General features: G+C 69.0%; 18 protein-coding genes and 1 tRNA gene. 10 read left to right on the top strand and 9 right to left on the bottom strand.

Annotated features, from left to right (window positions below; translation table 11 throughout):
- The 6 genes from ACOMD9_RS20570 to ACOMD9_RS20545 all read left to right on the top strand — a co-directional run.
- A partial coding sequence (locus ACOMD9_RS20570) for a hypothetical protein (RefSeq protein ID WP_421417867.1) occupies window positions 1-216 on the top strand: 216 nt, incomplete at its 5' end.
- Window positions 217-333: 117 nt separating this feature from the next.
- On the top strand, window positions 334-1,323 hold the full coding sequence (locus ACOMD9_RS20565) for a universal stress protein (RefSeq protein WP_421417866.1): 990 nt from the start codon (window positions 334-336) through the stop codon (window positions 1,321-1,323).
- A 255-nt stretch (window positions 1,324-1,578) separates the two neighbouring features.
- On the top strand, window positions 1,579-9,804 hold the full coding sequence (locus ACOMD9_RS20560) for a GH36-type glycosyl hydrolase domain-containing protein (RefSeq protein WP_421417865.1): 8,226 nt from the start codon (window positions 1,579-1,581) through the stop codon (window positions 9,802-9,804).
- 104 nt (window positions 9,805-9,908) lie between these two features.
- Window positions 9,909-11,183 (top strand): amidase, encoded by a 1,275-nt coding sequence (locus ACOMD9_RS20555; RefSeq protein WP_421417864.1) that lies wholly within the window; start codon window positions 9,909-9,911, stop codon window positions 11,181-11,183.
- A gap of 78 nt (window positions 11,184-11,261) precedes the next feature.
- Entirely contained in the window at window positions 11,262-12,104 is an 843-nt protein-coding gene (locus ACOMD9_RS20550) for a hypothetical protein (protein WP_421417863.1), read from the top strand.
- On the top strand, window positions 12,101-13,249 hold the full coding sequence (locus ACOMD9_RS20545) for a hypothetical protein (protein WP_421417862.1): 1,149 nt from the start codon (window positions 12,101-12,103) through the stop codon (window positions 13,247-13,249). Before ACOMD9_RS20550 ends, ACOMD9_RS20545 begins: the two co-directional genes overlap by 4 nt.
- A 436-nt stretch (window positions 13,250-13,685) precedes the next feature.
- Here the strand turns inward: ACOMD9_RS20545 and ACOMD9_RS20540 are convergent, their stop codons facing one another.
- Window positions 13,686-14,240 (bottom strand): thioredoxin family protein, encoded by a 555-nt coding sequence (locus ACOMD9_RS20540; RefSeq protein ID WP_421417861.1) that lies wholly within the window; start codon window positions 14,238-14,240, stop codon window positions 13,686-13,688.
- Window positions 14,241-14,358: 118 nt separating this feature from the next.
- On the opposite strand from ACOMD9_RS20540, the gene ACOMD9_RS20535 reads away from it, so the two are divergent.
- Window positions 14,359-14,748: a GFA family protein gene (locus ACOMD9_RS20535; RefSeq protein WP_421417860.1), complete on the top strand. Its 390-nt coding sequence runs from the start codon at window positions 14,359-14,361 to the stop codon at window positions 14,746-14,748.
- 84 nt (window positions 14,749-14,832) lie between these two features.
- A complete protein-coding gene (locus ACOMD9_RS20530; protein ID WP_421417859.1) occupies window positions 14,833-15,093 on the top strand; it encodes a hypothetical protein in 261 nt (86 codons plus the stop codon).
- Here the strand turns inward: ACOMD9_RS20530 and ACOMD9_RS20525 are convergent.
- On the bottom strand, window positions 15,074-15,397 hold the full coding sequence (locus ACOMD9_RS20525; RefSeq protein ID WP_421417858.1) for a winged helix-turn-helix domain-containing protein: 324 nt from the start codon (window positions 15,395-15,397) through the stop codon (window positions 15,074-15,076). The genes ACOMD9_RS20530 and ACOMD9_RS20525 overlap by 20 nt on opposite strands.
- Before the next feature lie 226 nt (window positions 15,398-15,623).
- Here ACOMD9_RS20525 and ACOMD9_RS20520 point away from each other — a divergent pair, with 226 nt between their 5' ends.
- Together ACOMD9_RS20520 and ACOMD9_RS20515 are read left to right on the top strand one after the other, a co-directional pair.
- Complete coding sequence (locus tag ACOMD9_RS20520) at window positions 15,624-16,928, top strand: ATP-grasp domain-containing protein (RefSeq protein WP_421417857.1); 1,305 nt, start codon at window positions 15,624-15,626, stop codon at window positions 16,926-16,928.
- A gap of 27 nt (window positions 16,929-16,955) precedes the next feature.
- Entirely contained in the window at window positions 16,956-18,980 is a 2,025-nt protein-coding gene (locus tag ACOMD9_RS20515; RefSeq protein ID WP_421417856.1) for a CocE/NonD family hydrolase, read from the top strand.
- A 176-nt stretch (window positions 18,981-19,156) separates the two neighbouring features.
- Here ACOMD9_RS20515 and bioA read toward each other — a convergent pair whose 3' ends face one another.
- The 7 genes from bioA to bioB form a co-directional block, all read right to left on the bottom strand.
- Window positions 19,157-20,440 (bottom strand): adenosylmethionine--8-amino-7-oxononanoate transaminase, encoded by a 1,284-nt coding sequence (bioA, locus tag ACOMD9_RS20510; protein ID WP_421417855.1) that lies wholly within the window; start codon window positions 20,438-20,440, stop codon window positions 19,157-19,159.
- Window positions 20,441-20,542: 102 nt separating this feature from the next.
- Window positions 20,543-20,627 (bottom strand) — tRNA-Leu (locus ACOMD9_RS20505).
- A 44-nt stretch (window positions 20,628-20,671) separates the two neighbouring features.
- The gene (gene bioD, locus ACOMD9_RS20500; RefSeq protein WP_421417854.1) at window positions 20,672-21,373 is read right to left on the bottom strand and encodes a dethiobiotin synthase; all 702 of its coding nucleotides are present in this window, start codon (window positions 21,371-21,373) and stop codon (window positions 20,672-20,674) included.
- 1 nt (window position 21,374) lies between these two features.
- A complete protein-coding gene (locus ACOMD9_RS20495) occupies window positions 21,375-22,184 on the bottom strand; it encodes a methyltransferase domain-containing protein (protein WP_421417853.1) in 810 nt (269 codons plus the stop codon).
- The gene (locus tag ACOMD9_RS20490) at window positions 22,181-22,915 is read right to left on the bottom strand and encodes an alpha/beta fold hydrolase (RefSeq protein ID WP_421417852.1); all 735 of its coding nucleotides are present in this window, start codon (window positions 22,913-22,915) and stop codon (window positions 22,181-22,183) included. Before ACOMD9_RS20490 ends, ACOMD9_RS20495 begins: the two co-directional genes overlap by 4 nt.
- A complete protein-coding gene (gene bioF / locus ACOMD9_RS20485) occupies window positions 22,912-24,072 on the bottom strand; it encodes an 8-amino-7-oxononanoate synthase (protein WP_421417851.1) in 1,161 nt (386 codons plus the stop codon). The genes ACOMD9_RS20490 and bioF overlap by 4 nt, the downstream gene beginning before the upstream one ends.
- Window positions 24,073-24,085: 13 nt before the next feature.
- Window positions 24,086-25,026 (bottom strand): biotin synthase BioB (bioB, locus tag ACOMD9_RS20480; RefSeq protein ID WP_421417850.1); only part of this gene is annotated, 941 nt, incomplete at its 5' end.

Raw genomic sequence — 25,026 nt, 5'->3', positions numbered from 1 at the left:
GCCATGTCACCCTGGCCAGCAGCAGGACATCATTTCATGTCTGGCCGTGAGCAGGACGCGGTCGCATCGACGAGAATCGACTACACTGGTTTGGACCCGTTTTACGAGACCGCTGCGGCCTTTCGTGGCAGCCTGTGCAGCCAAATCAGTGATTTGCTTCGACTGTACGACTGTAAAGAGGACTGCCTGGCCAAGGGGCACAAGGAACCTGTGTAGCGTTACTCGTCACACCGTTTCGCGAGAGTGCCCGACATGACGACATCCAAGCGTTCGCCTTCCATGTCAGGACATGATGATGTCCCGGGACCCGTGGCTCCCCAAGGGCGAACCAGCATGACCTCGGAAGCCGCGTCGGAACCCTTCCCCCCTGATCGAACCGTGCTGGCCTGCGTCGACACCTCCCTCGATGCTCCCCGGGTGCTGGTGCATGCCGATGCGATGGCGCGTGCATTTCGGATACCACTGACTCTACTGCGGGTGATCGGCCCGGCGCCGGAGGCCAACGGCCTGCCGGATCCGGTGGACTGGGCGATTCGTAGACATGAGGCGCGAAAGGTCCTGGAGCGGCTCGCCGCCAGTACATGGCTGTCGACGGTTCCCGATCTGGCCCTGCTAGAGGGCGTGCCGGGCGACGAGATCTGCCGTGCGGCCAGGTTGCAGGAGGCCGCCCTGGTGGTGATGGGAACGCATTGTCTCAGCGGGCACTCCAGCCTGAGTGCCAATGTGCGCGAGGTCTTGGAGCGCGGCGAGGGACGAGTGCTACTCGTGCCCCTGCCCGACTCGAGTAACGAAGCGCCGAATTACCAGCGCATCCTCGTTCCGCTCGACGGTTCCTGCTGGTCGGAAAGCGTGCTGTCTACTGCTCAGCGTCTGGCCCATGCCACCGGCGCCGAACTGGTGCTGGTCCATGTCACCACACCACCGGATTCGACATCGGCGTTGCCGTTCGAGCCGGAAGACATCGACCTGCGGCAGCGTTTCGTGAAACGCGACCAATGCATTGCGCGCGATTACCTGCAGCGGATGGGCGACGAGCTCATCGATCAGGGCTTGAAGGTGCGCACGCTGGTGCTGCTTGCCGCCGACGCCCGCAGCGGTCTCGACGAGGTCATGCGCGACGACGCCTTCGATCTGGTAATGCTTTCTGCCTGGGGGCATGGCCGAACCCACATCAGCGATCTGCCCTATGGCAATGTCGTGGCCTATCTGGCGGGGCACAGCCCAGTTCCGGTTCTGGTGACATGGCCCACCCACCTGCAACAGAGCGTGAGCGATGGTGGATCGGGTTCCTCCCGCACGGTCGGTTCTGCATTCGAGTGGTAGGTGATGCAGCCCGATGCCACGCCGACAGGCCTGTCCATTGATACCACGGCTCGCAAGCTCGCCGACCAGCACCACTGTGGCCCGGGGTCGCCTCGCTCCCTGGCCAGCCTGTCGGGGCTTCGCGCGATACGCGATTGGATACCGATGGCACTTGCAGCAGCGCGAGAGAGTAGCCCCGAACATCTCGCGGCAGCGGAGTGGATGCTCGATAACCATTACCATGCCCGTCGTGCCGTTCGCCAGGTTGGACAGGACATGCCCGGCAGTTTCTATCGCAGACTGCCGCCCCTTTTGCAGTCCTTGCCCGGAGTGGAAGCTGGAAAGCCGCGCATCTACGCCCTGGCACATGGCTTGCTCCAGGCCTCTCGCCTTCAGTTGTCGCTGTCACTGTGCGTTGACTTCCTGCAGGCTTACCAGGAAAGGTCGCCTCTCAGCATCGCCGAACTTTGGGCCCTGCCGACGATGTTACGGCTGGCCTGTCTGGAGGTGCTGATCGGCGCCTTCGGTCGCCTGTTTCCCGCGGCGTCTTCGCCACACGGAATCTCAGCCGTGGTGCCGGCGTTGGAGGTACTCGACGACACCGAGTGTATCGCGCGTGCACTGTCGGGCCTGATGGTCATCTCCACGCTGCAGTGGAAGGATGTGATTGATCGCACCAGCTTGATCGAGGCGACGCTGCGACGTGACCCGGCGGATGTCTATCCACGCATGGATTTCGAGACCCGCGATGCCTATCGCCGGGCAATCGAGACGCTGGCGTCGCATGGCGACATGTCCGAGTGGCAAACTGCCGAGGTCCTGGTGGCGAGATGCCGTGAGGTGCATGGCGACCCGTTGCGATCCCATGTGGGTTATTGGCTGGTCGACGAGGGGCGGGGCGAGTTCGAGGTGCAACTAGGGTTGCACCTTCCCCTCGGACATGCCTGGCGTCGGTGGCTGAAGCGGAGTGCCGGGCCGCTTTATGCGGCCAGTCTGGGCAGTGCGTCAGCGGGTGCCCTGGGGATCATCGCCCTCTATCTCTGGTGGGGCGGGGCGGGTGCACTGCAGCTGGCCGCCGGTCTTGCGCTGGCCCTGGTTCCCGCCTCCCTTCTGGGCGTGGCACTCGTCAACGCCCTGGTGACACAATGGGTTCCTCCTCGCACCCTGCCCAAGCTCGATCTCCGTCATGCCATTGACGCCGATTGCGCCACGGTGATCGCCATGCCGGTGCTGCTGGACCATGCCGCGGACGTGCCGCGACTCGCCCAGCAGCTGGAGGGCCATCGATTGGCCAACCCGGATCCGATGCTCCAGTTCGCGTTGCTGAGCGATCTTGCCGACGCCGATACAGAGGTGACCCCGGGAGATGTGGCCATCGAGTCGGCTCTCGTTTCCGCGATCGAAGACCTCAATACTCGCCATGGCGGCGGTGACGGCCAGGGCGCCTTCCACTTGCTGCACCGCCCGCGGTGCTACAACCCTTCCGAAGCTTGCTGGATGGGATGGGAGCGCAAGCGCGGCAAGCTCGAGCAGTTCAATGCCTTCATCCTGCGCGGTGATCTGGGTCCCTACTCATTGACCGCCGGGGCTCCCGAGGCGTTGCGTGGCGTGCGTTTCGTGGTGACGGTCGATGCCGACACGCGGTTGCCGCCGGGGTCGGTGAAACGCCTTGTCGGCACGCTGGTACATCCCCTCAACACCGCCCGGTTCCATCCCGAAACCGGGCGGGTGGAGGCCGGATACACGATCCTGCAGCCGCGCGTGGAGATCACCCCGCTTGAGGCCATACGGTCGCGGTTTGCCCGTCTCTATGCAGGGGACGCCAGCATCGACATCTATTCACGGGCGGTCTCGGATGTCTATCAGGATCTCTTCGGTGTCGGCAGCTTTACCGGCAAGGGGATCTATGAGGTCGAGCCCTTCAGCCGCTCCCTGGAAGGCCGCATGCCCGAGAATCGCATCCTCAGCCATGATCTACTCGAGGGGCTCTATGGGCGCGTGGGGTTGACCAGCGATATCGTCGTCTATGAGAGCTTTCCCGCCGATTATCTCGAGCATGCGGCGCGCTGGCATCGTTGGCTGCGAGGCGATTGGCAGTTGCTGCCCTGGCTCTGCCGACAGGTGCCGGGGCCCGGTGGACAGTGGCTGCGTAATCGATTCTCGACGCTGGACCGCTGGAAACTGCTGGACAACCTGCGTCGCAGTCTGGTGCCGATCAGCCTCGTGCTGTTGGCACTGGCTGGATGGTTCGTGCTGCCCGGGAGCCCTTGGGCCTGGACCACGCTGGCCGTGCTGCCGCTGGCGGCGCATCTGTTCACCGATCTGGTCACCGGCCTTGCCCGGGGCCGTCGTCGCGGTGCGGTACGTGGCACGCTGAGGCAATTGCGTGAACAGCTCGGGTGCTGGGCACTGATGGTGACCTTCCTGCTCAACGATGCCGTCATTGCCGGTGACGCCATGGGGCGTACCCTGTGGCGGCTGGCCTCCGGACGGCACCTGCTGGAATGGAGAACGGCGGCCCAGGTGGCCGCGCGCATGGGCAATGAGGACCTGCGCCACAGTACCTGGCGGGCGATGTGGCCGGCGACTGCCCTGGCCGCTCTCGCCACCCTCGGGATGGTGCTGGCTGCACCGGCAGCGCTTGCAGGGGCGGCGCCGTTACTCGCCTTGTGGGTGGCGGCGCCCGAGATCGCGTGGCGCCTGGGGTGCAGGCGCCGGGCACCTGAAGACGTCCTGCCCGACGCGGAGCGAGCCTTTCTACGCCTCATCGCCCGGCGCACCTGGCTGTTCTTCGAAACCCACGTGCGCCCCGAGGATCACTGGTTACCGCCCGACAACTATCAGGAGGCGCCGCAGGCTGGTGCCGTCCACCGTACCTCACCAACCAATATCGGGATGCTGATGCTCTCCTCGCTCACCGCCTGGCGGCTGGGGCATGTGGGGCTGCCCGAACTGACCGAGCGTCTGGGCAACATGCTCGACAGCATGGACCGGCTGGAGCGGCACCGCGGTCACCTCCTCAATTGGAACGAGACACAGCGGTTGACCCCGCTGGAACCACGTTATGTCTCGACCGTCGACAGTGGCAATCTCGCCGTCAGCCTGATCACGCTGCAACAGGCCTGCCGCGACGCCCGGTGTGGACCGGCCTTCCTGACTGAGCAGTGGAATGGGCTGGATGACGCGCTTCAACTGCTCGCCGAGGCCCTCGGCGAGGACGACGACCCGGGCGGGAGCCTTGGTCGCTGTGTCACGCTGGTCAACGAGATGCGGGAGACAATGGTGCAGGGGTGTGACGACCCCGATGGATGGGCGGCACTGCTTGACGATTTTCGTGACCAACGGCTGCCGCAGTTCCAGGCCAGCCTGCGTGACCTGATAAGCCGTGAAGATTTCACGCCCCACGAAAGCCTGCGCGAGGTGCAGGTCTGGCTGGAGCGGACCCGCCACCACATCGCCGTCATGCATCGAGACCTGCAGTCGCTCATGGGTTGGCGCCTACTTGTCGCAAGCCCGCCCGCCGAGTGCGCCGACCTGGCTCGCAGCCTGTCGGAGCAGCTTCCGGTGCACCTCCCGCTCGGCGAGGTGGCTCCGGCCATGGAGGAGGTTCGGCGAGGGTTGTCGCACCACGGGTATGCCTGCTCAGACCCGGTGGCGAGGCATTGGGTGGAGGCGCTCGATGCTGCGCTTTCGCGGTCGGCCACAGAGCACGCCAGGCTGGATCAGGCTCTCGATGATATTGCACAGCGCGCCCGCGCCTGGGCACACGGAATGGACTTCGGCTTTCTCTATGATCCTTCCAGCCGGCTTTTCTTCATCGGGTACAACGTCAGTCGGGGGCGGATGGATGCCAACCACTATGACCTGCTGGCCAGTGAGGCGAGGTTGCCGAGTTACTTCGCGATCGCCAAGGGCGATGTACCCCTCGAGCACTGGTTTCATCTCGGTCGACCGGTCACCCGACAGTCGAGAGGGCTGACGCTCGTGTCGTGGAGCGGCTCCATGTTCGAATACTTGATGCCGCGGCTGTTGATGCGCTCCTATCGCGATTCGTTGATGTACGAAAGCGAGCGCACGGCGGTCGATATTCAGCGCCAGCATGGCGAAGGCCTCGGCATCCCGTGGGGCATGTCGGAGTCCGGTTACGCTGAGCAGGACCCCGAGCAGCGCTACCGCTACCGCGCATTCGGCGTGCCGGAGCTGGGAGTGCGACGCGGGCTATCGCTCGACCGGGTGGTGGCGCCCTATGCAACGCTGCTGGCGCTGCCGGTCCGCCCGCAGGCCGCCCTGGCCAATCTGCATGCGCTGGTGGCGTTGGGGGCCCTGGGTCGCTATGGCTTCTTCGAGGCAGTGGACTTCACGCCCGAGCGGGTGCCGGTGGGCGGCGGCTTCACGATGGTGCGGTCCTATATGTCGCATCATCACGGCATGAGCCTCGCGGCGCTCGGCAATGTGCTGTGCAATGACAGGCTGGTGACCTGGTTTCACAGCGACCCGCATGTGGCGACGATGGAACTGCTCCTGAGCGAGCGTGTGCCGTGGGAAGCCCCTCTCGAGCGGCCAAGCGATCAGGACGCGGCCGTCCCCGGTGATCGGCGCCAGGAGTCAGCTCCCGCCCTGCACCCTTGGGTGCCCAGGGCGTGGGGTGGCTTTGGTTGCCTTCATACCTTGAGCAACGGGCGTATGGCCAGCATGGTCACCAGTGCGGCCGGCGGCAGCCTCGGCTGGCATCGTCACCTGCTCACGCGGGCGCTGGGCGGTACTGGCGAGGCCGGTATCGATGGTCATGTGCTCTACCTGCAGGACCGTGATGACCGCTACCTCTGGAGCCTAGGCGACCACCCCTTTGAGACACGGGGCGGTGACCCCTGGCGGGTGGTGTTCCATCAGCATCAGGTCGAATTCCAGCACCGCGAACATGGTATCGCCATCAGCATGACCGTCAGCGTGGCGCCCGGCGATGATCTGGAAATCCGTTACATCAACGTGGTGAACGAAACCGACCGACCACGGCCGCTTTCACTGACCAGTTGTGCGGAGGTAATTCTGGCGCCCTCCGCCGATCACGCTCGTCACCCCGCCTTCAGCCGGCTCTTCGTGGGCAGCTCTTATCTGCCCGATCTGCGGGCGCTGCTGTTCGTCCGGCGTCCTCTCGATCCTGCCAAACGGTCGCCGGTGCTGTTGCATCGGTTGGTCTGCGACGCCTCTGAGGTGACCATCCTTGGCTTCGAGACCGATCGGCGCGCCTTGCTCGGCCGCCACGGTGATTCCCGTCGGCCGGCGGCACTGCGCGAGGGCGCGCTGGCGGGAGGGACCGGATGGATTCTCGACCCGGTGGTTGCGCTGCAGGCCGGCCTGACTCTCGGGCCGCACCAGAGCTGCAGCCTGGCCTTTGTCACCATCGCGGCCGACACCCGTGTGGCCGCCGAGGAAACCGCCCAGCGCTATACCACATTGACCACGCTCGACTGGGCCCTGCGCGCGACGGACGCCCAGGCGGCGCGTGATGCTCACCGGCGCGGCCTGACGCCCGGTGACCTGCCATCCATCCAGTCGCTCCTATCGGCCTTGCTGTTGCCCGAGGATTCCGCCAGGGCGGCCATGCGAGGGAAGGGCGAGACCCTGCCCGGGCAGCACGACCTCTGGGCCCTGGGCATCTCGGGCGACAATCCGATCCTGGCAGTGCGCGTGGGTGAAGGGTATCGCTCGGCACTGCTGACCACCCTGCTGGCGGCGCATCGGCTATGGCGCGACGGCGGTATTCGGATTGATCTCGTGATCCTGCACAGCGGGCTGCCCGGCTATGTCGAGCCGGTGCGCGACCGGCTGATCGAGGGTTTCCGCGATGTCGGGTCGCAGGAACTCATGGGGCATCGGGGCGGGGTGCATTTGGTGTCGCAGGATCCGAGCAACCCGTGGCCCGCGCAGGTGATCGAGGCGGTAGCGGCGCTCATCCTTGACGTCACCGGCGGCTCGCTGGAGCGCCAGTTGTATCGGCAGACGCCCATCGAGCGTCCGGTCTTCGAGCCGATGGGGGAGAGGGAGTGGCCGCCGTTGCCACCACTGGCCGCGCCGCCTGAGCTGTTCCTGGCCAACGGTTTCGGCGGTTTCCGTCCCGACACCGGCGAGTATGTCATCACTTTCCAGGCGCAGGACCCGCCCCCGGCGCCCTGGGCCAACGTGCTGGCCAATGCGAGCTTTGGTAGCATCGTCACGGAGGCCGGCCTGGGCTGGAGTTGGGCCGAGAATAGCGGCGAGAATCGCCTGACACGCTGGCACAACGACCCGGTCTGCGACCCGCAGGCCGAAGCGATCTACCTGCGCGACGAGATCACCACGCAGATCTGGACCCCGACACCACTCCCTGCAGGCGCCGGCCCATGCCGGGTACGCCATGGTATCGGCTACACCGCATGGGAACGCAACGGCGAAGGGCTGGAGCAGGAAATTCTGGCCTTCGTCGCGGTCGATGAGCCGGTTAAGCTTGTCCGGCTGAGATTGCGCAACCCCGGCGGGCAGACGCGCCGGATCACGGCCACCTATTTTGCCGACTGGCTGTTGGGCGGGGTCGCCGGGCAGGCCGACCCGATGCTCGCGGCACGCTATGACCCCGAAACCCATGCGATCCTGGCGCGCAACACCCGCAATGCCGAGTTCGCCGACCGTGAGGCCTTCCTGACCAGCACACTCGCACCACACAGCCTGACAACATCGCGCTCGGAATTTCTGGGCCCCGGGGCTGACATGCGCCAACCTGACGCCCTGAAGCGCTGGGATCTGGGGGAGTGCTGGCACGCCATCGGGGATTGCTGTGGCGCCCTTCAGGTGCATCTGGACATTCCTGCGGGCCAGACGGCCGAGGCGGTGTTCGTCCTTGGACAGGGCGTGACCGCCGGAGCCGCCCGCGAGCTCGTCCTGCGCTGGCAGGATCCGGCGCGGAGCCTGGCCGAATTCGCTCGCCTGCAACGGGTCTGGGGAGACCGTCTGGGCACGGTCCAGGTCACGACGCCCGACCCGGCCTTCGATCTCATGGTCAATCGCTGGTTACCGTATCAGACACTGAGTGCTCGCCTGTTCGCCCGCGCGGGCTTCTACCAGGCGAGTGGTGCCTTCGGGTTCCGGGACCAGTTGCAGGATGTGTTGGCGCTGCTGCATTCAGCCCCGGATCTGGCCCGCCGCCACATCCTGCACGCCGCTGCACATCAGTTCGAGGAGGGCGATGTATTGCACTGGTGGCACCCGCCCCTGGGTCGGGGGGTGCGCACCCGCTTCTCCGATGACCTGCTGTGGCTGCCCCATGTCACCGCCGCCTATGTCTCCGCCACCGGCGATGCCGCAATCCTGTCGGAGGGTGCGCCCTTCCTGACCGGTCCGCCGCTGGGGGAGCAGGAGCATGACCACTACGCGCTTTTCGATGCCACAGCCGATTCCTGGCCACTGTTCGACCATTGCGAACGTGCGCTGGAGCGTGCGTATCGGCTGGGAGTCGACGGGTTGCCGCTGATCGGAACCGGTGACTGGAATGATGGCATGGACAGGGTCGGCGCCAAGGGTCGGGGGCAGAGCATCTGGTTGGCCTGGTTCATGATCTCCACCATCCGTGGCTTTCTGGATCTCTGTACCGAGGCGGGGCGCGAGGATCTGATGTCGCACTGGGGTGGACGGATGACGGCCTTGATCGGGTCGGTGGAAAAGGCCGGCTGGGATGGTGACTGGTATCTGCGTGCGCTGGACGATGATGGCCAGCCCTGGGGTGCGGCATCTAACCAGGAGTGCAGGATCGACTCGATCGCACAGTCCTGGGCGGTGCTCTCTGCGGCCGCCGACCCCGAGCGGGCACGCGGCGCGATGCACCACGCCGCGCAGCAACTGATGCGCGACGACGATAATCTGGTGCGCCTGCTCACGCCACCCTTCGATACCACGCTTCGCGACCCGGGCTACATCAAGGCCTATCCACCCGGCGTCCGCGAGAATGGGGGGCAGTACAGCCATGCCGCGGCCTGGTTCGGTATCGCCTTTGCCCAGCTGGGCGAGGGCGATCGCGCCAAGCAGGTCTTCGACCGGCTCAATCCCGCACTGCACACGCGGTCACGCGACGAGGTTCGCCGCTACCTGACCGAACCCTACGCCGTCGCTGCCGATATCGCCGGAGTCGAGCCGCATTTGGGGCGCGGCGGCTGGACCTGGTACACCGGCGCTTCGGGCTGGAGCTGGAGGCTGGCGGTCGAACACATCTTGGGGTTGCGGCTCGTCTCAGGCAGGCTTGAAGTCGCGCCGTGCCTGCCGGCGGCCTGGTCCGGGTTCGAGGCACGTCTCGAGCGCCCCGGTGGTAGCCTGGTGATCCGTGTCGAGAAGCCCGAGGGGCTGAGCGAGGGAGTCGCCCGGCTCAGCATGGACGGCCGGCCGTGTTCGGGGAGGGCCATCGATTTTCCGGAGGACGGAAGGACCGTCGAGGTGCTGGTGCGGATCGTGCCCATGTCCGATGCCGAGGTTGGGTGATAGCGCGACACGGAGCGGTGAACGATACGAGCCGTGGCTCGTTGCTGGCGTGTTTCGCCTCCTATGCCAGAATGACGTATCGGGCTTCAGGTGAGGAGGGGAACGTGCACGAACCATTCGATATGACCATGGCCATCGAGGCCTTTCGGAATCGGCTCGCCAGCGGCGAGAGCCAGCCTCTCGACTGGTGGCACGCCTGCCGAGAGCGCATCGAGGCCCGCGAGCCCGAGGTCCTGGCCTGGGAGGCGCTCGCGCCGAGCCCTTCCGTACCACCCGCTGCCGGGCTGCTGCAGGGAGTCCCCGTGGGGCTCAAGGACATCATCGAGACCCGCAACCTGCCCACCGCCTGGGGCACCGGGGGGTACCTGAGCACGCCCGGCTCGCTGGTCGATGCCGCCCTGGTCACGCTGCTCGAGCAGCAGGGGGCGTTGATCATGGGAAAGACCGTCAGCACCGAGCTCGCCTACTTCACCCCCGGGAAGACTCGCAACCCCCTTGACCCCATGCGGACGCCAGGTGGCTCCTCGAGCGGTTCGGCCGCGGCCGTGGCCGCCGGCATGGTGCCGCTCGCCTTCGGCACCCAGACCGCCGGCAGCATCATCCGCCCGGCGAGCTACTGCGGGGTGTTCGGCTTCAAGCCGACCTTCGATGCGGTGAGCCTCGCCGGGATCAAGTCCTTCGCCCCGTCGCTGGACACCCTGGGCTGGTTCGCCAACCATATCGAGGACATCTGCACGACCTTCTCGGCGCTGACGAGGGCGCCGGCCATCGAGGCCCTGCCGAGCCTCGAGGGCATACGCGTCGGGGTGAGGAGCCTGCCCAGCGACCGGGTGCTGGATGCCGACGTCCAGCGGGCCCTGGCCCGCACCCGGATCCGGCTCGAGCACCTGGGGGCGAGTGTCGCGCCGCTGCCGCTGGACGAGCGTTTCGCCGCCCTGGTCGAGTACCAGAAGGAGGTCATGGCCTACGAGGCGGCCCAGACCCTGGCCAGCGAGTATCGGCAGTATGCCGACAGCATGGGCCCCCGGCTGGTAGCGCTTATCGAGGAGGGGCAGTCGCTGCCCTATGCACGCTATCGTCAGGCGCAGCAGGCGGCGAGCGAGCTGCGCCAGGTGCTGTCGCGGGTCCTCGTCGACGACGTGGACGTGATCCTCGCCGCGAGTGCCCAGGGGGTGGCGCCCGAGGGGCTCGATGCCACCGGCGATCCGCTCTACTGCCGTGCCTGGACGCTGCTCGGCGTGCCCTGCCTCAACCTGCCACTGGGCCGCGGCCATCAGGGGATGCCGGTCGGTGTGCAGCTGATCGGCGACCGTTTCCAGGACGACAGGCTGCTGGCGATCGCCCGTACCCTGATGCAGCCCGCCGCTGGCCAGGCATGATGGAGCGAGGCCTGCCGTCGGTGCGGCGCCGAACGGGGCAGGTCGCCATGCGTTCACGGTTCATCGTGGAGGTCGCCGATGCCTGAAGGCCCGGCCACGCGGCGGAGAGGGTTGCCCTGGCAGCATGCCCATCTGGTGGCGGCGGTGAGCATCCTGCTGGCCTGGTCGTTGCTGGCGGAGCGCCTCGCCGGCCTGCTGTTCCTGCCGGCCTGGGTGCTGGTCACCCAGCTGATCGCCGCCGGCAGCCTGGAGGCCGCCCGGCTGCGCCGCCGTGCCTGGCTGGGCCAGTACCTGCGTGACGGCTCCCCGTGGCACCGCCGGCTGCGGGGCGGTGTGCTGATGGTGGCCCGCCACCAGCTGCTGGCCGCCTTCCTGGCCCTGCTGCTGCTGGTGAAGCTGCGCCTGCTGATCTGGGTCGGCTGGCCGCTGCTGCTGCTCGCCGTGGCCGGGCTGGTGATGCTGCGCAACGCCCTGCGGCGTCGCCTGGCCCGGCATGTCATCGGCGAGCATCTCGCCGCGGTGACCCGGCGCCTGGTGGTGATGCCCGCCGCCGGCCTGCTGGCCCTGGCCCTGGTGGTCGCGGCGCTCTGGCTGCCCCAGCCCTACCTGGTGGGCCTGGGCTGGGAGGAGGCGCTGATGGGGCACCTCCAGGGGCGCGACGCCGCCTCGCTGCTCGGCGTCTTCCAGCGGCTCGGCAGCGCCGTGGAGCTGACCCAGTACTGGGCCATGCAGAACGCGGTGGCGGCCTTGCCGCTCGGCGCTCCCCTGGCATTGCTGGGCTGGCTGCTGTTGCTGCTGACCCAGAGCGCCTTCGCCTGGGCCTATGTGCGCCTGCTGGTGGGTGCCGATGCGATGCGCCGTGAGGGGCGCCGATCCGCCATCGCCCTGCTGCAAGACGCCGGCGAGGAGGAGAGGCCGTGAAGGCGGTCAGGCATTGGCTGCAGCCGGGTCGACTGCCGTTGAGCGGCTGGCGACGCTGGGGCGCTTCCCTGCTGGCGGTCGTGGCCTTGCTGCTGCTGCTCGTCCTCGGCCGAGGGCTGTTTCAGGATCGCGCCGACACGCCGCTGTTCCGGGTAGTGGTGAACGGCGAACCCCTGGTGCTGGATGCCGAGACCCGGGCCGAGTTCGGTCGTGACCTGGAGCGTCTCGCCGCCGGGCTGCAGGACGACGTGACGGCCGCGATGCGGCCCTGGGTGGACGAGCGGCTGGAGACGGCCTTCGCGCCCCTCGAGGCGGCCGTGCCGGGCTATCTCGACTGGTACTACTCGCTCACCGGCAGCTACCTGCGCCTGGGGATGGCGGTGGCCGGCGATCTGGACGAGTGGCTGGAGGCGCAGCTCCACGAGCGCCTGGTCGCCGCCAGCCGGGTCGAGCAGGCCCTGGTCGAGCTGGAGGCGGACTATCCGCGGCGCCTGGCCCGGGTTCAGCGGGAGACGATGCAGGGCGTGGCGCAGCGCCTGCACGAGGCGTACCAGCCGCGACAGGCGGCGTCGGTGGCGGCGGGCCAACGTCCCGTCCATGCCCACGACCTCGACCTGGCGTTGCAACAGGCGCTGCATGACGGCCTGGATGCGCCGCGCTGGGGGACCGCTTCCCTGGGCGGCGCCGGCATCGGCCTGCTGGCGGGGCGTGCCCTGGCCCAGCGGCTGGGGGCCGGGGCGGCCATGCAGGGCAGCCGGCTGGCCGTGCGCGGCCTGGTGGCTCGCCTGGGCGCCAATGCCGCCCGCTCGCTGGCGACGGGCGGTGCGGCGGCGGCCGCCACGGCACCCGCCGGCCCCGGGGCCATGCTGATCGGCGCGGCCACCACCACCGTTGCCCTGGCCGGTGTCGCCGGCAGCGAATACGCGCTGCTCAAGGCCCAGGAGGCACTCCTTCGGCCGACGATGCAGTCCCGGTTGCTCGACGAGATAGCCGAGGCCCGGCAGGAGGTCGGCCGCACGCTCGATGACGTGGCCATGGCCAGTACCGCCGCGCTGGCCGCCCGGATGACGCACCACGCCGGCCGGGCCGAGGGGGGAGCACCGGCACCCGAGGCGTACCGGATCATCGAGCGTGTCTCATCCTAGAGCGTGATCACCTGATCGGGCGGATTTCCCGCCAGCGCGGCGTAGAGGTCGGGGAAGCAGCCGATGGGGACGCCGGTTCCTGGACCATGCCGGTGCCCAGCTGACCGATCCGCAGGCGTCATGGAGGTTGGTGCCCACGGTGGCGAACTCGACGCTACCAAGGTCTACCCCGGCACGCTCGAGGAGATACATCAGGAAGGCGCGGTAGGCGTTGCCCAGTGCCGAGACGCCGAGGACACGGCCCTCGGGGTCGGCCCCCCTCGCGTAAAGACCAGTTCGACGTCCAGCCCCTCGTCAGCGAAGAGGCCCGCCGCCCGCGTCGCCTCGCAGGGCACGACACAGATCAGCTGGCTGCAGAAGGCCCGGCGGATCCGATTGAGCTCCCGGTCGTCTCGCTCGGTGGATGGCGGTGCCCGCCTCGGCAGGCCGGACCCGGTCATGCCGGCTTCCACTTGATGTTGCAGCCCATCGACGGCTTCTGGTCGGCATCCGGCGCCCGGCCGGCGAGCACGGCGTCGGCGGCGGCACGCAGGTCGGCCCCGGTCACCGGGGTGTCCTTGCTCGGCCGGCTGTCGTCGAACTGGCCGCGATAGGCCAGCCGGTGGTCGGCGTCGAAGAGGAAGAAGTCCGGCGTGCAGGCGGCGTCGAAGGCCCGAGCCACCTCCTGGCTCTCGTCCACCAGGTAGGGGAAGTCGTAACCCCGCGAGCGTGACTCCTCGATCATGCGTGGGGGGCTGTCGGCCGGGTGGCGATGGAAATCATTGCTGTTGATGGCGACCACGGCGAGGCCCCGGGCTTGGTACTCGCGGGCGAAATCGGCGAAGGCATCGGCGACATGCTTGACGAAGGGGCAGTGGTTGCAGAGGAAGGCTACCAGTATCGGCCGGCCCCGTAAGTCGTCGCTGCTGACCTCCTTGCCGGCGGGATCGGCAAGCCGGAAGGCCGGCATGGGGCTGCCCAGGTCGGGCATGTTCGAGGGTGTGAGGGACATGGGGGAGGCCTCCTGCATAGCGTAGAAGCGTATTGCTAGGGTAACAGAAGTCACCACTGGAGGCGGGGGTGCGCTACTGCCTACACTGAGGCAGGTCGGTCCAGGTCGAGGAGACGAGATGAGCAATGGCCCCTTCTACCAGGGTGGATGCCGCTGCGGGGCGGTGACGCTGATGACCTGCCATGCCCCCCTTGCCACGGGCCACTGCGACTGTGCGACCTGCCGGGAGGTCGTCGGTGCCCGACAGCGTGTGCTGCTGCTGTGGCCGGCCGATCAGCTGCAACTCGCCACCGGGGTCGACGAACTGGTGAGCTCACGCATACCGGGTGGGGGTGTTGCCTACCATTGTGGTCGCTGCGGAGATTCGGTACTGGCCGAGTACCCCGAGGAGGCACTGGTCGAACTGGGTGCCGAAACGATCCCCGATGTGCCCCTCGAGCCGGGTAGCGATGACACCCAGGAGGCGCTGTTCGTCCGGCTGGGCCACCGCCCCATCGTCGAGCCGTAGCGTGGAGGCCGCTGAATTCGCGTGCCTTTCGCTTGTCCACGAAGTGAAGGCGAACGATTGATCGACACAGGGAGGGCGTGACAGATGAACGTGCAGCAGGTAACCGAACTGGAGCTGCTGGCCAGGGTGGAGCGTTGCATGGCCGGTGAGCGGCTGGTGGTGGAGCACGAGGGCAAGCGCTTCTCGGCCCGGGTGCAGCATGTCGGGGCCACCGGGGTGAAGGTCATTCCCGAGACGGCACTGCGGGGCAGCCATGGTGCCCCCGGTGACATGGACGGGTTCATGGTCTCGTTCGGGGACATCCGGGAGGTCGAGATCGACGGCGTCACCTATCGCTGGCAGTGAGGTGGCGGCCTGGCGGGTAGCCGAGCTCCGCCCCCAGGCGCCTGGCATGGGCTGCGACCCATGCCGGGTCGAAGGGTCCCCAGTCGCGGATGACGTAGCGGCCGATGTTGTGTCGTTCGCCCTGGTCGTGCTCGAACTCGCAGACGATATCCAGTTCGGACAGGGCGCCCAGGGTGTCCTGGGCGGTGCGCCTGGGCATGCCGGTGGCCTCCATGATTGCCGGCACGCTGGCGATACCGGTATCGACCAGGTGGGCGACATAGAGGCGGCGGTAGAAGCTGGACCGGGTCTTGCTGAGCGGCATGGTGGGTTCCTGGCGGTGTCGGGATCGCCCGGGGCGGGGCTCCGCCAGCGTAGTCGAGCCTGTTCGTCCCGGCAACAGCCCCCGGTCGGTTGCAGTCTTGCTGCCCATCCTTGCCAGGGATCAAGGCGTTCTGCCATGAATCCGCCATGCTGTAACCAGGGTATCGGAGGAGGTGTCGAGGGAGCCTCGTCGCGTTGTCCGGTTCAGACGTACGGGGAGAAGGGCGATGACCTGGAATGTGTTCGTGATCGGGCTCGACGACCTGAGCAAGCGGCTTCTGCCACACCTGCGGCATGCCGAGGAGTATGCGTTCCACGGCCTGCTGTCCCTCGACGAGGTGGTGCATGCCGAGGAGTATCCCTTCGCGCGACTGGTGGATGATGCCCTGGCGCAGCTCGAGCGCTTCCCCGGCCCGGTGGATGCCATCGTCGGTTACTGGGATTTCCCCACCAGCGGGCTGCTGCCGGTGCTGCGCCGGGAACGGGGATTGCCCGGCCCGACGCTTGCGGCCTTCCTCAAGTGCGAGCACAAGTACTGGAGCCGCCTGGAGCAGGCACGGGTCGTGCCGGAGTGCGTGCCTGTCTTCCAGGCACTGGATCCCTTCGACGAGCGGGCCGTGGAGTCCGTCGAGATCGACTATCCGTTCTGGATCAAGCCGGTGAAGGCCCACTCCTCGCATCTCGGCTTTCGTATCGAGACTGCCGACCAGCTGCGCGAGGTGCTGCCGGTGATCCGTGAGGGGATCGGGCGCTTCGGCCGGCCCTTCGACGAGGTCACCGCCCTGACCGAGCTGCCCGAGGAGGTGGCGGCGGTCACCGGGCATCACTGCATCGCCGAGGCGATCATCTCCTCCGGCCGCCAGTGCACCCTGGAGGGTTATGTCCAGAATGGCGAGGTCCACCTGGTGGGCCTCGTCGACAGCCTGCGCGACGCCGCCCACCCCTCCGTGCTGCTGCGCTACGAGTATCCCTCCGCGCTCCCCGACGCCGTGCAGGCGCGGATGCTGGCGATCACCCGGCGCTTCCTGTCGCGGATCGGCTATGACGAAGCCCCGTTCAACATCGAGTTCTATCATGACGACCAGAGCGACCGAATCTGGCTGCTCGAGATCAATGCCCGGATCTCGCGCTCCCATGCGGCGATCTTCCAGCTGGTCGACGGGGCACCGCACTTCCAGGTGATGGTGGACGTGGCGCTGGGCATCCCGCCGCGCATGCCGCACCGCGAGGGGCCCTATCCCGTCGCCGCCAAGCAGATGCTGCGGGTCTTCGAGGATGGCCGGGTGCGCCGGGTGCCGTCGGAGGCGGAGATCCGCCGGGTCGAGCAGGCCTTCCCCGGCACCCTGGTGAAGCTCAACGTGCACGAGGGCATGCGGCTGTCTGACCTCAAGCACCAGGACTCCTTCTCCTGGGAGCTCGGCGTGCTGTTCACCGGGGCCGAGACCCGCGAGGCGCTGGCGGAGCGGATCGCGCAGTGCCGGCGGATGCTGCCCTTCGAGATCGAGCCGCTCGCCTCGACGGCAGCTCGCTGAGCCATCGCTACCTTGAAGGAGGCCGCCATGCGTGTCGTGACCGACTTTCCCCACCCGGTCGAGTGCCACGACCCCGTCTGGATTCCCATGGACGACGGGGTCGAGCTGTGCGCCCGCCTCTGGCTCCCTGAGGGCGCCGGACAGGCCCCGGTGCCGGCGATCCTCGAATACATCCCCTACCGGCTGCGGGACGGCTCCGCGCGGCGGGATGCCATGCATCACCCCTACTTTGCCGGCCACGGCTACGCCGCGCTGCGGGTCGATATCCGTGGCAGCGGTGACTCCGGCGGCGTGCTCACCGACGAGTACCTGGAACGGGAGCTGATGGACGGCGAGGCGATCCTGCGCTGGATCGCCGCCCAGCCCTGGTGCGACGGCAAGGTGGGCATGATCGGCATCTCCTGGGGCGGCTTCAACGGCCTGCAGCTGGCCGCCCGGCGGCCTCCCGAACTCCAGGCGGTGGTCAGCGTCTGCTCCACGGATGACCGCTACGCGGATGACGTGCACTACATGGGGGGCTGCCTGCTGGGTGACAATCTCTCCTGGGCCTCCACCATGTTCGCCTACAACTCGCTGCCGCCGGATCCCGCCGTGGTCGGCGACGCCTGGCGCGAGATGTGGCACCAGCGGCTCGAGGGGAGCGGCCTGTGGCTCTCGACCTGGCTGGAGCACCCGCACCGGGACGCCTACTGGCAGCACGGCTCCATCTGCGAGGACTTCTCCCGGGTCCAGGTGCCGGTGCTGGCCGCCAGCGGTTGGGCGGACGGCTACTCCAACGCGGTCAAGCGGCTGGTGGCGAACCTGCCCGATCGCTGCAAGGGGCTGATCGGCCCCTGGAGCCACAAGTACCCCCATCTGGGGGAACCGGGTCCGGCCATCGGCTTCCTGCAGGAGTGCCTGCGCTGGTGGGACCAGTGGCTGAAGGGCGTGGACAGGGGCGTGGAGCAGGATCCCGCGATCCGGGTATGGATGCAGGACAGCATGCCGCCGACCACCCGCTACGGCTGCCGCCCGGGGCGCTGGGTGGCGGAGCCGTCCTGGCCATCGCCCAATATCAGCCACTGGCGCCTGCCGCTGGCGCCGGGACGGCTGGTACTGGATGGCCAGCGGCATCGCGAGGAGAGTGCGCTGACGGTGCAGTCGCCGCTGACCTGCGGCCTGTTTGCCGGCAAGTGGTGCTCCTATGCCGCCGGCCCCGACCTGGCCCACGACCAGCGCGAGGAGGACGGTGGCGCCCTGACCTTCGACACGCCGCCCCTCGAGGCCACCCTGGAGATGATGGGCGCGCCGGAGCTGGAACTGGAGCTGGCCGCCGACCGTCCCGTGGCCATGGTGGCGGTGCGCCTCTCCGACGTGGCACCCGACGACAAGGCCACCCGGGTGACCTATGGCCTGCTCAACCTGACCCACCGCGACAGCCACGAGGCGCCATCCGCGCTGGAGCCGGGCCGCCGCTACCGGGTACGCGTGCAGTTCAACGACGTGGCGCAGGTCTTTCCCCGCGGCCATCGGCTGCGCCTGTCCCTCTCCACCTCCTACTGGCCGCTGGCCTGGGCGCCCCCCGAGCGCGTGCGGCTGACGCTCTTCGACAAGGGCAGTGCCCTGCACCTGCCGGTGCGACCGCCGCGCGACGAGGATGACCATCTGCCCCCGTTCGCCGAGCCGGAGGCGGCCCCGTCCATCGCCACCACGCGCCTCGAGCCCGGCCACCACAACTGGTATGTGTACCGCGATCTCGCCGAGGACCTGTCGACCCTGGAGGTGGTCAACGACAACGGCCGGATACGGCTGGAGGACAGCGGCATCGAGGTGGCGACCCGTGCGGTGGAGACCTATCGCTCCCGGGACGACGACTTCGACTCCCTGGAGGGCACGACCCTCTGGGAGCGCTCGCTGAAGCGGGGTGACTGGGAGGTGCGCACGGTGACTCGCACCGTGCTGACCTCGACGGCCGGGGAATTCCAGCTGCATGCCACCCTGGATGCCTACGAGGGCGAGCGGCGGGTTCACTGTCGCAGCTGGGATGTCACCATCCCGCGCCGGCTGGTCTAGGAGCCTGTCGGACTTAACGCTAATCTACTGCGAAATCCGGTTGTTCGGCCAATTTCATTCGATCTGCTTCGTTAAATAGCGTGCTATTCGCCTCAACAGATCGATAAACTTGTCTCGAAACCCGAATCTCTCGCTTCGATCGGTCAAGCCCGACAGGCTCCTAGCCTCCTGCGCGATCAGCTCGCCAGGAACCAGCCCTTCATGGCGTCGGTGATGCGCCGCATGTCGGCGTCGGACGTGATGTAGGCCGGCATGGTGTAGAGCCAGCGGCCGATGGGGCGCAGCCAGACCCCCTGCGCCCGGGCCCAGTCGCCCACGCCGGCGAGGGCCGCTGCGTCATGGGCCTCGATCACCGCGGTGGCCCCCAGTGCCCGGACGTCCGCCACCGCCGGGTGCGCGGCCAGCGTCTCGTCATCCAGCAGTTCCTCGTGCAGCACCCGGTTGAGCCCGGCGATCCGGCCGAGGTAGTCCTCCTCCTCGAACACTGCCAGGCTCTCCAGCGCCACCCGGCAGGCCAGCGGGTTGCCCATGAAGGTGGGGCCATGCATGAAGGCGTGGATTTCGCTGTCGCCGATGAAAGCGTCATGCACCCGGTCGGTGGCCAGCGTGGCCGCGTGGCCCAGATACCCGCCGGTGAGCCCCTTGGAGAGCACCATGATATCGGGCGTGACGTCGGCGTGGTCGGCGGCGAACATCCGACCGGTGCGGCCGAAGCCGGTGGCCACCTCGTCGAACACCAGCAGCACGTCGAACTCGTCGCACAGGTCACGGGCGCCCCGCAGGTAGTGGGGCGAGGTCATGTTGAGCCCGCCGGCGGCCTGCAGCAGCGGCTCCATCAGCAGCGCGGCGATCTCGTGGTGGTGGCGCTCCAGTACCTGGCGCAGGGCGGCGAGGTCCGCCGTCACCGCCGCGGGTTCGGCATCGAAGGGCGCCGTGGGCGACGGGGCGACGTGGTGCCGCGGCAGGTAGCCGGCGAACAGCGAGTGCATGCCCTCCTCGGGGTCGCAGACCGCCATGCAGCCGGCGGTGTCGCCGTGGTAGGCCTTCATCAGCGAGAGCAGCCGATGCTTGCCCGGCCTGCCGCGCAGCTGGTGGTACTGCACGGCCATCTTCATGGCGACTTCCATGCCCACCGAGCCGCTATCGGAGTAGAAGACGTGGTCGAGCCCCGCCGGGGTGACCCTCACCAGCTCCCGGGCCAGGCGATCGGCGGGCTCGTGGGTCAGGCCGCCGAGCATCACGTGGCAGAGCTCGTCGGCCTGCTGCTGGATGGCCTGGACGAGGCGAGGATGCCGGTAGCCATGGATCATGCACCACCAGGAGCAGGTGGCGTCGAGCAGCGTCTCGCCGTTCTCCAGGGTGAAGCGCGGTCCCTCGCCGCCGACCACCTTGGGCGCCGGCCGCTGGGTCTTGAGATGGGCATAGGGGTGCCAGACGGGGGAGCGGTCGTGAAGGGTCATGACAGCCTCGACAGGGGACGGTGGAAAACGGGCGGACGCGAGAAGGCGCCGCGCATCTCGGGGAGATGACGGACATGAGCGCGTCGAGAAGGGGTGATGCGATGGTGCGGATGGGGAGACTTGAACTCCCACGCCCGAAGGCACCAGAACCTAAATCTGGCGTGTCTACCAATTCCACCACATCCGCACGGTCGGGCAGGCGTCCACATTGTACGGACGGGCCTTCGCAAGTCAATCGACATCGGGCAGCACCAGGTGGTCGGCGGCGGCCTCGGCCAGCGCCACGTGGCCTTTCGCCGCGAGGCGTGGCACCACGCCCAGGCAGGGGCCGGGCAGCCGGTGCGTCAGGGTCGCCAGGTTATCTCGGTAGAGCTCGCGGTCGGTCGCGAAGGCGGGGTCGAGCAGGTTGCCGACCCAGCCAGCGAGCGGCAGGCCGTCGGTGACGATCGCCTCGGCGGTGAGGCGGGCGTGACTGAGGCAGCCGAGCTTCAGCCCCACCACCAGGATCACCGGCAGCCCGAGACGCCCGGCAAGGCCCGCGAGATCTTCGTCGTCGTTGAGAGGGACCCGCCAACCGCCGGCACCCTCTACCAGTGTCAGGCCGCGCTCGAGGGCGAGCATGGGCCGGAGAGGGGTGACCAGGTCGTCGAGGCCGAGGGCGACGCCCGCCCGGCGGGCGGCCAGGTGCGGGGCGATGGCGGGGGCGAAGGCGAAGGGGTTGATCGCCGCGTAGGGCTGGGCCGGCGCACATTGGGCCTGCAGGGCCAGGGCATCGGCGTTGCGCAGGCCCTCGGGGGTGGCCGTGCTGCCCGAGGCCACGGGCTTGAGGCCCAGGGTGGTGAGGCCGGCGCGGCGGGCGCGGGCCAGCAGGCCGGCGGTGACCAGGGTCTTGCCGGCGTCGGTGTCGGTACCGGTGACGAAGTAGGCGCTCATCTCAGGTTCCCAGCTCCAGGGTCAGCAGGCGATAGGTCACGGGCAGCCCCTCGGGCTCGCGCAGGGCCTCGAAGCGGCGTGCGGCGCGGGCCAGGTCGGCGCGGGTCAGGCGGGCGCCGGGGCGCGCGGCCTGGGCGCCGACCCCCTTGATGGAGGCCATCACCGCGGCCAGGTCGGGGTAGTGGAAGCGCTGCGTGGTGGCCTCGACTTCGACACGGGAGAAGCCCGCCAGGCGTGCCGCACGCCGGTGGCAGGTGGCGTCCCGGAAGGCCAGCAGGGCGGCGGGCCGTCCGGGCCTCGACCAGGCCCGGCTCACCTCCTCCAGGGTGCCGGGCGCCAGGGTATTGATCAGCGCGCGGCCCCCGGGGCGCAGCACCCGCCGCAGCTCCCCGAGCGCCTCCTCCAGGTCCGGACACCACTGCAGGGCCAGGTTGGAGACCACCAGGTCCAGGCCGGCATCGGGCAGGGGCAGGGCGGCGGCGTCGCCGCACAGCCAGCGGACCCGGTCGCCGTGGTGCCGGCGGGCCACCTCGAGCATGCCCGGCGCCAGGTCGAGGCCGGTGACCGTGCCCGCCTCGCCGTAGCGGCAGGCCAGGCGGGCGCTCCAGTGGCCCGGACCGCAGCCCAGGTCGAGGACCGAGGAGGCGCGTTCGGGCAGCCGGGCCCAGAGGCGCTTGCCCATGACGCGCTGGGCCTCGGCGAGTCGCGCGTAGCGCGGGGCCGCCCGGGAGAAGGCCCGCGCCACGCGGTGCTGCCAGTCGGCCGACGGTGGCGGCTCATGCGGGCGGAGACGGGCGAGTGAGGCGGTCATGGCAGGGGCTCCTCGACCGGGGCCGCTTGCTCGCCAAGCAGGGCGGTGGCTAGCCCCGCCAGGGCCTCGGCCAGGGCCGCCGGTCGCGAGAGCATCGGGCAGTGGCCGGCGTGGTCGAGGACCCGGTCGGCGTCGGCGATGGCGGCCGGGGGCAGCAGCGGGTCGTGCCGGCCGGCGAGGCGCCGCACCGGGCAGGGGGCGTCGGCCAGGGCACGCGCGACATCGAGCTCGGCGAGCTGGTCGAGGCCCGCGGCCAGGGTGGCGGCATCGGGGGCGCCGCCGACCAGGTCGAGCAGGCGGCCATGGGCCCCGCGCGAGTCGGGCTCGCCGGCCAGCTGCCAGCGCAGGAAGTGGCGATGGGTCGCCATCGGGTCCCGGGCGAAGGCGCGCCGGAAGGCGGCCAGCTCCGCTGCCGGGATGCCCTCCGGGTGGCAGAAACGCTCGCCCATGCCGAGCTGCACGAGCCCGTGCGGTGCGGGCAGGCGATCGAGCAGGGCGGCGGCGAGCAGCCCCCCCAGGGACCAGCCCACCCAGACGGCCTCGGCGGGCAGGTCCACCGCCATGGCCTCGGCCAGTTCGGCCAGGCTGTCGGGCGCCGCCAGCGGGGCGCGGGCCCCGTACCCGGGCCAGTCCGGGGCGGTGACCGTCACGCCACTCGGCCAGAAATCGGCCAGCGGCCGCCAGATACCGGCGTCGACGCCCCAGCCCGAGAGCAGCACCAGGTGCGTCATGGTGTGGCCTCCCGCAGGTCGGCGGCCCGGCAGGTCGCCAGTCCCTCGAGCAGGGCATCGAGATCGGCCTCGGTGTGGGCGGCGGAGAGGGTGATGCGCAGCCGCGCCTGGCCCCGGGGCACCGTGGGCTCGCGGATGGCGCCGACTCCCAGGCCACGGGCGGCCAGCCGCTCCGCCCAGGCCATCACGCGATGGCTGTCACCCAGCACCAGCGGCTGGATCGGCGTGTGGCTTTCCGCCAGCGGCAGTCCCAGGGTCGCCGCCTCGCGGCGGAAGCGGGCGACCAGGGCGTGCAGCCGGCTGCGGCGCTCCGGCTCGGCAGCGAGGATTTCCAGCGCGGCCAGGGTGGCGGCGGCCACCCCGGGCGGTTGGGCAGTGGTATAGACGTAGGGCCGGGCGAACTGGATCAGGTGCTCGATCAGCGCCTCGCTACCCGCGACGAAGGCGCCCGCGGTGCCCAGCGCCTTGCCCAGGGTGCCGACCAGCACCGGCACCTCGTCGATGCCGTGGGCGCGGCCCACACAGCCATCGCCCTGCTCGCCGAGGACGCCCAGGCCGTGGGCGTCGTCGACCATCAGCCAGGCGCCGTGGCGGGCGCAGGTGTCGGCGAGCCCGGCGATATCGGCCACGTCGCCGTCCATGCTGAACACCCCGTCGCTGGCCACCAGCTTGAGGGCCTCGGCCGGACTGCGTTCCAGCAGGCGGTCGAGGTCTTCCAGGTCGCCATGGTGGAAGCGCCGCGAGGAGGCGCCGGACAGTGCGGCGCCGTCGAGCAGCGAGGCGTGGTTGAGGCGGTCCTGGAAGACCCGGGTGTCGGTGTCGCAGAGCGCCTGCAGGGTGCCCAGGTTGGCCATGTAGCCGGTGGAGAAGAGCAGCGCACGGGGGCGCCCGGTGAGCTCGGCCAGCCGCGCTTCCAGCGCCTCATGGACCTCGAGGTGCCCGCTGACCAGGTGCGAGGCCCGGGCGCCGGCGCCGAAACGGCGGGCGCCGGCGGCCTGGGCCTCCGCCAGTCGCGGGTCGCGGGCCAGGCCCAGGTAGTCGTTGCCGGCGAAGTCGCGGACCGCATCCGTCGGTTGCACGGTGCGACGCCGCCACAGGCCGGCGACGCACCGGGACCGGGCACGTGCGGCGAGCCGAGTTGGCCAGTCGGCACTCATGCTCAGGCTCATGTCAGTAGCCGCTGGCGCTGCTGGCGTCGTAGGCGAGCTCGTCGGCACGGGCGGCGGCCCGCCGGGCCGCCTGGCGGGCGAGGTCGGCCTCGAGTTCCTCCTCCACCCTGGCCTGGGCGCGGGCGTCATCGAGGCATGTCTGGCGCTGCTCGGGGTGCAGGCCCAGCCGGGCGAACAGTGCCCGGTCCCGTTCCGCCTGGGGATTGGCCGTGGTCAGCAACTGGTCGCCGTAGAAGATCGAGTTGGCCCCGGCCAGGAAGGCCAGCGCCTGGGTGGCATCGTCCATCTGCTCGCGCCCGGCGGAGAGGCGCACGTGGCTCGCCGGCATCAGGATGCGCGCCACGGCGATGGCACGGATGAACACGATGGGGTCGAGATCCTCCACGTCCTCCAGGGGCGTGCCCGGCACCTTGACCAGCATGTTGATCGGCACCGACTCGGGGTGCGGTTCCAGGCGCACCAGCTGCTGGAGCAGGGCGGCGCGGTCGCGGGGCGCCTCGCCCATGCCCAGTATCCCCCCGGAGCAGACCTTCATGCCCGCCCCGCGCACGTGGCCGAGGGTCTCCAGGCGGTCGGCGTAGGTGCGGGTGGTGATGATCTCGCCGTAGTACTCCGGCGAGGTGTCCAGGTTGTGGTTGTAGTAGTCGAGCCCGGCCTCGGCCAGGCGTCCTGCCTGGTCGGCATCCACCATCCCCAGGGTCATGCAGGTCTCGAGCCCCAGCGCCTTGACCCGACCGACCATCTCCAGTACCACGTCGAGGTCCTTCTCGCGGGGGCTCTTCCAGGCGGCGCCCATGCAGAAGCGGCTGGCGCCGGCCGCCTTGGCGGCGCGGGCCTGCTCCACGACCTTCTCGACCTCCAGCAGCTTCTCCTTGCCGAGACCGGTGTTGTAGTGGCCTGACTGGGGGCAGTACTTGCAGTCCTCGGGGCAGGCCCCGGTCT

It is taken from the genome of Halomonas terrestris (assembly GCF_049166755.1).
GTDB lineage: Bacteria > Pseudomonadota > Gammaproteobacteria > Pseudomonadales > Halomonadaceae > Halomonas.
This window is presented reverse-complemented; position numbering and strand designations above follow the sequence as displayed.

Bases quoted from the DNA above. Each gene is read 5' to 3' on its own strand.
- ACOMD9_RS20565 (WP_421417866.1), top strand. From the start codon at position 334: ATGACCTCGGAAGCCGCGTCGGAACCCTTCCCCCCTGATCGAACCGTG.
- ACOMD9_RS20495 (WP_421417853.1), bottom strand. From the start codon at position 22,184: ATGACCGCCTCACTCGCCCGTCTCCGCCCGCATGAGCCGCCACCGTCG.
- bioA (WP_421417855.1), bottom strand. From the start codon at position 20,440: ATGACCCTTCACGACCGCTCCCCCGTCTGGCACCCCTATGCCCATCTC.
- ACOMD9_RS20520 (WP_421417857.1), top strand. From the start codon at position 15,624: ATGACCTGGAATGTGTTCGTGATCGGGCTCGACGACCTGAGCAAGCGG.
- bioF (WP_421417851.1), bottom strand. From the start codon at position 24,072: ATGAGTGCCGACTGGCCAACTCGGCTCGCCGCACGTGCCCGGTCCCGG.
- ACOMD9_RS20535 (WP_421417860.1), top strand. From the start codon at position 14,359: ATGAGCAATGGCCCCTTCTACCAGGGTGGATGCCGCTGCGGGGCGGTG.
- ACOMD9_RS20540 (WP_421417861.1), bottom strand. From the start codon at position 14,240: ATGTCCCTCACACCCTCGAACATGCCCGACCTGGGCAGCCCCATGCCG.
- bioD (WP_421417854.1), bottom strand. From the start codon at position 21,373: ATGAGCGCCTACTTCGTCACCGGTACCGACACCGACGCCGGCAAGACC.
- ACOMD9_RS20525 (WP_421417858.1), bottom strand. From the start codon at position 15,397: ATGCCGCTCAGCAAGACCCGGTCCAGCTTCTACCGCCGCCTCTATGTC.
- ACOMD9_RS20515 (WP_421417856.1), top strand. From the start codon at position 16,956: ATGCGTGTCGTGACCGACTTTCCCCACCCGGTCGAGTGCCACGACCCC.
- ACOMD9_RS20550 (WP_421417863.1), top strand. From the start codon at position 11,262: ATGCCTGAAGGCCCGGCCACGCGGCGGAGAGGGTTGCCCTGGCAGCAT.
- ACOMD9_RS20530 (WP_421417859.1), top strand. From the start codon at position 14,833: ATGAACGTGCAGCAGGTAACCGAACTGGAGCTGCTGGCCAGGGTGGAG.
- ACOMD9_RS20490 (WP_421417852.1), bottom strand. From the start codon at position 22,915: ATGACGCACCTGGTGCTGCTCTCGGGCTGGGGCGTCGACGCCGGTATC.
- ACOMD9_RS20560 (WP_421417865.1), top strand. From the start codon at position 1,579: ATGCCCGGCAGTTTCTATCGCAGACTGCCGCCCCTTTTGCAGTCCTTG.